Below are 8109 nucleotides of genomic sequence, written 5' to 3' on the forward strand. Positions count from 1 at the left end.
ACATGGCATGCCAGTACATGAAATAAGCAATTTATAATATTGTAACTATATGTATTCTCTAGTTAAATTGCAGTAAACCCCTATTTCTGTTACAAAACCCCTTGCCCCAGCAATGAAGTAAATAACAGGGGCATAGTCTGACCTTTTTTATACAATATCCCTGCGCTTCGCACGGGATTTAACGAGATACCAAGAGGGGTTTCCTAATGGGCAGAAATGTCATAGCTCTCACTGCGCTTAGCGTCGCGGTGATGGCGGGCTGTACGACCCAACAGCACGCTGATACGGCGGCGCCGGAAGAGGCGGTTAAAGCGGTTAAACATGTCGCCAGCGCCGGATTCAAGCGCTATCAGGGGCCGATCGTCGCTGCTGATCCCAGCAAGCCGAAAAACGATTACAACATCACCATCAACTACGAACTCGGTATGCATTGTACCGGTTTCGACTTCACTTACTGCTGTGTATTGCCGCCATACAACTCAATCCAGTCCCAGGTGATCAAGACCGCGACCGGCAAGAAGAAATATCCGGAGATGTTGGAGGCCGACGAGAAAGATCCCGCCGTCCTGGTTGACGGCAAAAAGCGCTTCAAACTCGCCTATGGCCATGTGGACAATACCTACGCTGAAGGCAACAAGCTGAAGTATTGGGACGTCACCTACGACGTCAACGGTGACGGCAAATATGGTGACAATGAGAACGTTGCCAATGCTTACTTTACCCACCTCTACGTTTACAAAGACCTGAAGGGCACTAACCCGGAAGGCACCAGCGCAGACGCGAAGAAGGCCTTCGTTGGCATCCAGATCCCGGTGCCACGTGACAATGGTCCGGCCGGCGCTGCTGTAGCCAGCCCCCTGAATGGTGGTCACCTGCACTACACCGGCGAGGTTGGCACTAAAGTCTTCACCAAGTCCCCGGTGCTGGATAACGTGCCTATCGTGCTGACCAATCCTGGCATCTGGGATGCCCTGGGCCTGCCGCTGACGCCATTCACTGATTCTGCCGCCGCCAAGGATCTGCTGGAACTGGTCGAAACCGACATCCAGCCCTTCCAGGAGGCCTGGGTTAGCCTGATGCATGCTGACTCCGGTAAGCCGGTGCTCGACAGCCACAACGGTCGTCCGATTACCTTCGTTGGTACCAACCCGATCGATGTGCCTAACTGTGCCAACTGCCACGGCAATGAAACCGCCAACGGCGATAAGTACGCCCTGTACAAGCAAGAGAAGGCATTCTGGAAAGGCCTGGGCGCCTCCGACTGGATCGCCAACCTGAAGGCCACCTCGGTCTCCATTCTGGAGATGCACGACGATCACAACGGCACTGACTTCCTGAAGAATTACAATCCCAACAGCCGTTCTACGGATAACCGTCTCGGTCGTGATCCTGTGCTCTGTCAGAAGTGTCATGCCGACAACGTCATCGGCGTGCTTCAATCCAAATCGTTCAAGGACCCCAAGACCGGCAAGGAGAAAGTGGTTCCAGCTCTGACTGAGGCGATACATTCGGTACATCAGAAAGCCGTGCCCATGCCTGACTCCCAGAATCGCACCGCGGCCTGCCAGGGTTGCCATCCGTCGCATCGTCAGGACGGCAATATGGATATGTATCCGATCACCCCGGATGGCAAAAACGCTTACGCCGATAAGGATAACCGCGACGCGGCAGGCGGCTGCTATGTGGGACGTGACGTGCACTCCAATCCTGGTAAGGACACAGACGGCGTAGAGACCCCCGAGCACCTGAATGCCATTGGTGAATGGATGCAGGCCAATGTCTCTGGTATCGGCAATGACAAGGGCGGCAAAGGCCTCTGGTGTACCAACTGCCACAGCCAGCTCTCTCGTGAACTCTACCAGCGTGACAACCTGACCAACGCCTTTAAACATGAAGGCAAGACTCTGCGCAACAAGTCCCTGTCCGAGATCGCCAAGGGCATCGGCATCAGCATGGACAAGCTGAAGGCGATGATGGATCCCAAAGTGGTGCTCAACGACAAGGGTGAGGATACTCCCGGCAAGTCCGAGATCCTCCACACCTGGGCCAAGGATCGTATGGTGCCCGACATCGCGGTGATCGCGCTCAAGGGTGACGGTCCGATGGTCAACAAGGACGAGGATGGCGATATCAACGTGGTACCGCTCTCTGCCAATCCGGCAGTGGACATCGCCTCGCTGAAGCTGCCTGAAGGTGCCACCGGTGCCGCTGCGGTTCCTTATGACGCAGCCACCCACGGCCGCGATTACTGGCTCTCTCCTGGTCAACCTCATTGTGCGGATTGTCACGCAGCCCCCTTCGTTGAAGGTCAGGGCGGCGTCGCCTTCCCCATCAACCAGCCCGGCAAGCACAGCCTGATGCGCTACTCTAAGGGCCACGCGGGTCTCGCCTGCCAGTCCTGCCATCAGTCGATCCATGGTCTCTATCCGGTCACCCCGGGTACCGACATCACCACTTATCGCCAGGCTCCGCAGTACAACCCGGACGGCTCTCACGGCCCCTTCCGCTGTGCTGCTTGCCATGAGGTGAATGAGAATGGTGTGCCCTGGATTGCGGATGAGGAGGAGTACAAAGGCAAGTCGATCATGAAGGATTACGACACAGCCGTCTCCTGGATGCATGAATCTGCACCTGACCTGGGCGGCGCGATCCCTGATGAGTGATCAATAGAGCACTCGGAAATAGCCGGGCAGGGATGCCCGGTGGGATCAAATCCCATCCACTGATTAAGGAGAGCGGGGCGCAAGCCCCGCCTTCTTTATCTAGATCCCGCTTTTTTACACTAGCCCACTGCGTAAGCTGGCTGCTGTAAAAGAGTTGCAGCTCAACGGCCTAAAAGCCATTCCACTACCCCGTTAAAACTGCCATTTCAGTGGCAGACAGGACCGCTCATGCAGATTATCAAACTATTCAAACACCACCTCATCGCCGTCGTACTGTTGGCCGCTACCCAGAGCCATGCCTCAGCAGATGCCCGTGCTGGAGATGAGCAGATTCTCGCCACGGTGGGTGATCTCACCGTTACCGCCAGCGACCTGCGCTCCGCCATGGCCAGTTCTCCCTTCGCCACCCAGTTCCCATCCATGGAGCGAGGCGATCAGGCGGCCCTGCGTGGCACCCTGGTGCAGCGGTTGGTGGTATCGCGCCTGCTCTATCTGGAGGCAGAGCGGCTGGGTCTTGAGCAGAGCGAGCGTTTCAAAACTGAATTGGAGAACTTTCGCCTCGGGCTCCTCTATCGCCACTACATGGACAGGTTGCGCGAGCAGCTGACTCTGCCGGCAGAGCTCAGCGCCAGCATGCAGCAGCAGCTCGGCAATGATCCGGACGCATTGGCCGGTGCCCGTTCCGCCTGGCTTGCCGACAGTTATCGCAATATCCGCTATCTGACCATTCAGCAACTGCGGGACAAATATAAAGTGGTGCTGTTCGAGGACCGGATTGTCCCCGGCAGAATGCAGCCCGATACCCTGCTGCTGGAGGGGAACGGTATCCAGATCAGATACGCTGATATTGTACGCAACCAGCCGCGCGCACCCAGCAACCCGGGTTGGATCAAGAATCAACTCTACAAGCGTGCTGAGATGATGGTGGTGGCCAAGGCTGCGGAGGAAGAGGGGGTTGATGTCAGCGAATGGGTCGCCAGCTTTGCCCGGGAGCGTCTGCCAGCGATGCTGATCGAACAGAAACAGCAGGAGTGGGCCGGTGATGATGCGACCCTACGCGCCTTTTTCGAGAAGAATCCTCAGCTGGGGCGCATCCAGGAGCGTCGGCATATTGGTCAGCTGGTGGTTGCAAGTCGCGAGCAGGCAGAGGCCCTGCGCGAGCAGATCCTCAACGGCAAGAGCTTGTTTGAGCTGGCGGCAGAGCACAGCATTGATCCTTATGGCAAGGCCCGCAGTGGCGATATGGGCTGGGTTAAGGAAGGCAGTGGCCATCCCGCGATTGAACAGGCGCTGCAGGGACTTGAGGATGAACAGGTTAGCGCAGTGATTGAGACCCCGCTGGGTTACCATCTGGTGACAATCCTGGAACGTCGCCCAGGCGGACAAAAAATCTTCGCTAGCATCCGTGACAAGGTTCGTCAGGCGCTGATTGCGCAGCGGATGGCCGGCTATACGAGCGAACTGGAGGCACGCTACAAGGTGGTTTGGAATCTGGTCGACAAGCAGCAGGCTAAACCGGAATGAGAGAGCTGCAACAGATTCTCCGTCCCTCGTCATCACGCAGCCTGTTGCTGGCGCTGCTGCTGTGGGGCTGTGGCTTGGGGCTCGCTGCGGCGCCTGGACAACCGCCACAGATTCCTGATGAGCGTTATCAGGATCTGCAGGGTAACTGGCATAACCTGCGTGAGTGGCAGGGCAAGGTCGTCATCCTCAACTTCTGGGCCACCTGGTGCGCTCCCTGCCAGTATGAGATCAAGGATTTTGTCCGTTATCAGGCATCATACGGTGATGCCGGACTGCAGATAATTGGTCTGGGGATGGACGAGGCGCGCCGCCTGAAAAACGTCAAACGCTCGCTCGAGATTAACTATCCGGTACTACAGGCCGACCCGAAAAATACCCGTGAGTTGCTCGCCAGCTGGGGCAATCGCAGGGGCACCATTCCCTACTCGGTGATCTTCGATCGGCAAGGTCGGGTGGTGCGGGCTCACATGGGGATCATCGACGATCAGCTGTTTGGGCGGCTGATTCTGCCGCTGTTGGAAAAGGGGGACTGATCGCCTGTTCAGAACAGAGCAGTCGCCACCGCGGCTGAGCTCTCGAGCATTGCGGCACTCTGGCTGACTGCGTCTGCTGGCAGGCCGAGGCGTGCAAAGGCGGGTACGCGGTCACGGTCGATAGCTGTCTGCGGCTGGTCGGACTCCTCCTGGGTGAGGATGTTGGCGGCCTGTACCAGATCGACGAGATCGACTGGTTCATCGTCCCGCTCGCTATATAGCTCTTGCTGCGCTCTCGTTACAGCAACAATAGCTGGATCGAATCGCCACAACCTGAGCAGATTTTGCCCCAACTTCCCATGTAATTTGCTTAGTAGCTTGTCCAGCAGCTTGCTGTTTTCAACCAGTTCCGGGTAGTCCGCTGCCTTTGTGATGATTGGAATCTGCCCGACATTCTGTACCAGCCCGGCGACCAAGGCCGTGTTGGGATCAAGATCGGTATAGGTCTTGGCGAGAGTGGCGGCGGTGGAGCCTATCTTCACCGAGTGCATCCAGAGTCGCTCCATGCGCAACTCGATCGCCTTATTCGGCGAGTGGAATACCTCATGCATGGAGACTGCATAGACGGCACTTTTGACCTTTTGAAAGCCAATGCGGGTAATTGCCTGTTTGATCGATGAGACTGGATTCACCCCCCGGTAGAGGGGACTGTTGGCGTAGCGTATCAGGCGCGCGGTCAGAGCGGTGTCGCGGGAGATTATCTTGACCAGATCATTGACACTGCTTTCGATGTCGTTAATTACCACTAACGCCTCCAGCGCCACATCGGGCAGTGTTGGCAAGGCAATGCGGTTTGCTTTCAAATCCTCGCTCAGGGTCTTGGCAAACGCCTGTGGCGAAAAGCCAGATTCATCCTTGTTCACCTTTCTAGGCGAAGGCGAAACAACCGAACCATCATCTAGCTGGAACACTGCTTTTCCCATCTCACAAATCCTCTAGATTAGATGGCAGTTCATTCAATCCCTGTATTGCCACTACTCCCTGGGCACTATGCTCTACTCAGGCTACTGGTTGATCCGCTTGCACCTCAGCCTCCTTTGCGGCGCTCCCAGAGCTTGATGCCAACTGCGGTTAGGCCGAGCGCGACTCCTGTCGACAACACCATTCGCGCTAGCCACTCGGGCCAAGCCGGCGAGGGCGCCAGCAGCGCTGCCATGCCTATCAACACTAACCAGAACGCGACCTTTATCAAGAGTGCATTGCGCATTGTTTCCCCATATGTAACAAACTTTTACAGATAAACCCTGATATATTGTTGGAGCTTATCCCAAGGTGCTGCTGGAGTCCTCTATTGTTGATGTCTGAATGCTCTCTCTTTCCTGCGCTGTTACTTCTGAAGCTCGGCACGATATGAGTGAGGAGGAGGCTGCTGCATTCTGCATGCTCTCGCCGGACCAGATCCTCAATGCCATTGAAGCCCAGGGCTATCCCTGCGATGGTCATCTGCTGGCTCTCAACAGCTACGAGAACCGTGTCTATCAGGTCGGCATCGAGGATGGTGAAACTCTCATCGCAAAATTCTACCGCCCTGAACGCTGGTCCGATAAGGCCATCCTTGAGGAACACGGCTTCAGCGATGAACTGGATCGGCAGGAGATTCCGGTGGTGTCGCCTCTGCGGACCACTCAGGCTGCTCCCTGTTTTATCAGGGACCGTTTCGTTTTGCACTTTATCCTCGCCGTGGTGGACGGGCGCCTGATCTGGAAGACCCCGAACAACTGGAGCAGCTGGGCCGGCTTGTGGCACGCATCCATAATGTCGGAGCCAGCCAGGCGTTCTTGAGCCGCCCCCGTCTTACTATCGAGAGTTTTGGGATCAAGTCCTACCAATATCTGCTGGAAGCCGGCCATATCCCGCCGGAATTGCAGACACCCTACCGAACCTTGGCGGAATCACTGCTGGAACAGATTCAGATCAGCTTTGACAGAGCCGGTGACGTCACCCGATTGCGCCTGCATGGTGACCTGCATCCGGGCAACTTGCTGTGGAACGATACCGGCCCCCATATTGTCGACCTGGATGACGCACGGATGGGACCGGCGATCCAGGATCTGTGGATGTTTCTCTCTGGAGACCGTTTATACGCCAGCGCCCGGCTCGCGGATCTACTCGAGGGATATACTCAGTTTCGGGATTTTAACCCCCGTGAGCTGCACCTGATCGAACCTCTTCGCACCCTGCGTATGATGCACTACGCTGCCTGGATCGCGCGCCGCTGGAAGGATCCCGCCTTTCCGCGGGCCTTTCCCCACTTTGGCAGCGCCAACTTCTGGGGGGAGCACATCCTCACCCTGCGTGAACAGGCCGCAGCCTTGGATGAACCCACTCTCGTTTGGGATTGAGTGGTTCCGTAAAAAATCCAAACGCGAGCTTTTTTGCTTGCCTATGCTCCTGCTCTGACTGATAGCAGGAAGCCGAATCTTATGACGGCAGGATCATTCGATGTACCGCATCCCCCCTTTCACCCTTGCTCACCCTGCTTATCATCTCCGCACTACCACAGACTGTTCTGTCCGACCGAAACCGATCATCAAGCCTGTCAGCAGTTATTCGACAACGCCCGTTATAGTGAAGCTAGCAGCCCTTGCCAAAAGGCAGCGCAAGCAGGAGATGTCAACGCCCAAACCCTGCTGGGTGAGCTCTATGATGGGGGGGCTGGGTATCGATCAGAACGCAGCACTCGCAAAAAAATGGTGGCAGGCAGCGGTAGATCAAAGACACGTGCCCGCCATAAACTTGCTGGCCTTGAAGTTCTATTATGGGGGGACGGTGTTTGGCCGTGAGGCTGGTTGGGAGCAGGGTTACCAAAGGCGATGGCGCTTTGGCGGCTTAGCGCCGAAGATAGGCGTAGCCAGCTCCCAGTTCATCTTTGCCGAGATGTACAGGCTCGGCCAGGGGGTTGAGGTTGATCGTGCTGAGGCCTACGCCTTGGTACCGGCTTGCCCTGGGCAATGGCTACAAACTGGCTGGCGACTCACTGGTGGACTTCGCCCGCTCGATCACTGCCGAAGAGCGCCACAAAGGTATTCTCCGTTTGCAGGACTATCGACGCCGATATAAAGCGCGCTAGGGCAATCACTGAGCGAAAAACAGTAAAGCTCATCGCCCATATTTTAGGGGAATGGGGTGGCTTTCCGCTCCACGACATCGGATTTCTCTGATTGGACGTGGGGTCACGTAATCACGAGAGGAAGGAGATTTCAGGCCAGGGTAAGCGAATTGACCTCGCGTGGCAAAGGCGGTTTGAATTTTACGGACCTATCCAAAAAATAGCCCCCATATATCTCCGGAAGTTAAGGGATGCTCCCGGAGTGTGGCGGAGCATACAGACAGAAAAAAGCCAGCATGATCGCTGGCTTAGGTGCTTTTTTGTAGTCTCTGGAATGTTA

At 56.3% G+C, this 8109-nt stretch carries 6 protein-coding genes and 1 pseudogene; 5 read left to right on the forward strand and 2 right to left on the reverse strand.

Translation table 11 applies throughout. The features are described from left to right. Positions 1-206 precede the first annotated feature (206 nt). From RIFP1SYM_RS08760 to RIFP1SYM_RS08770, 3 genes are all read left to right on the forward strand, one after another. Complete coding sequence (locus RIFP1SYM_RS08760; protein ID WP_005962035.1) at positions 207-2663, forward strand: cytochrome c3 family protein; 2457 nt, start codon at positions 207-209, stop codon at positions 2661-2663. A gap of 228 nt (positions 2664-2891) precedes the next feature. After that, positions 2892-4187, forward strand: coding sequence for a peptidylprolyl isomerase (locus tag RIFP1SYM_RS08765; RefSeq protein WP_005962037.1), 1296 nt, complete (start codon positions 2892-2894; stop codon positions 4185-4187). Next, positions 4184-4720, forward strand: coding sequence for a TlpA disulfide reductase family protein (locus RIFP1SYM_RS08770; RefSeq protein WP_005962039.1), 537 nt, complete (start codon positions 4184-4186; stop codon positions 4718-4720). Before RIFP1SYM_RS08765 ends, RIFP1SYM_RS08770 begins: the two co-directional genes overlap by 4 nt. 8 nt (positions 4721-4728) lie before the next feature. On the opposite strand, the gene RIFP1SYM_RS08775 is transcribed toward RIFP1SYM_RS08770, so the two are convergent. Together RIFP1SYM_RS08775 and RIFP1SYM_RS08780 are read right to left on the reverse strand one after the other, a co-directional pair. Then, on the reverse strand, positions 4729-5583 hold the full coding sequence (locus RIFP1SYM_RS08775) for an HDOD domain-containing protein (RefSeq protein WP_006473945.1): 855 nt from the start codon (positions 5581-5583) through the stop codon (positions 4729-4731). 164 nt (positions 5584-5747) lie between these two features. Further along, complete coding sequence (locus RIFP1SYM_RS08780) at positions 5748-5927, reverse strand: hypothetical protein (RefSeq protein WP_039960117.1); 180 nt, start codon at positions 5925-5927, stop codon at positions 5748-5750. A 143-nt stretch (positions 5928-6070) separates the two neighbouring features. Between RIFP1SYM_RS08780 and RIFP1SYM_RS08785 the strand changes: the two are divergent. Both RIFP1SYM_RS08785 and RIFP1SYM_RS18040 read left to right on the forward strand, forming a co-directional pair. Beyond that, positions 6071-7062 (forward strand): annotated as a pseudogene (locus tag RIFP1SYM_RS08785) (serine/threonine protein kinase). 569 nt (positions 7063-7631) lie between these two features. Continuing rightward, positions 7632-7790, forward strand: a complete 159-nt coding sequence (locus RIFP1SYM_RS18040) for a hypothetical protein (protein ID WP_240992064.1) — start codon at positions 7632-7634, stop codon at positions 7788-7790. Positions 7791-8109: the final 319 nt, after the last annotated feature.

This window comes from endosymbiont of Riftia pachyptila (vent Ph05) (assembly GCF_000224455.1).
Taxonomy (GTDB): Bacteria; Pseudomonadota; Gammaproteobacteria; order Chromatiales; family Chromatiaceae; genus Endoriftia; species Endoriftia persephonae.

What these genes read in the sequence shown, in the direction of transcription:
- RIFP1SYM_RS08760 (WP_005962035.1), top strand. Translation starts at nt 207, where the DNA reads ATGGGCAGAAATGTCATAGCTCTCACTGCGCTTAGCGTCGCGGTGATG.
- RIFP1SYM_RS08765 (WP_005962037.1), top strand. Translation starts at nt 2,892, where the DNA reads ATGCAGATTATCAAACTATTCAAACACCACCTCATCGCCGTCGTACTG.
- RIFP1SYM_RS08780 (WP_039960117.1), bottom strand. Translation starts at nt 5,927, where the DNA reads ATGCGCAATGCACTCTTGATAAAGGTCGCGTTCTGGTTAGTGTTGATA.
- RIFP1SYM_RS08770 (WP_005962039.1), top strand. Translation starts at nt 4,184, where the DNA reads ATGAGAGAGCTGCAACAGATTCTCCGTCCCTCGTCATCACGCAGCCTG.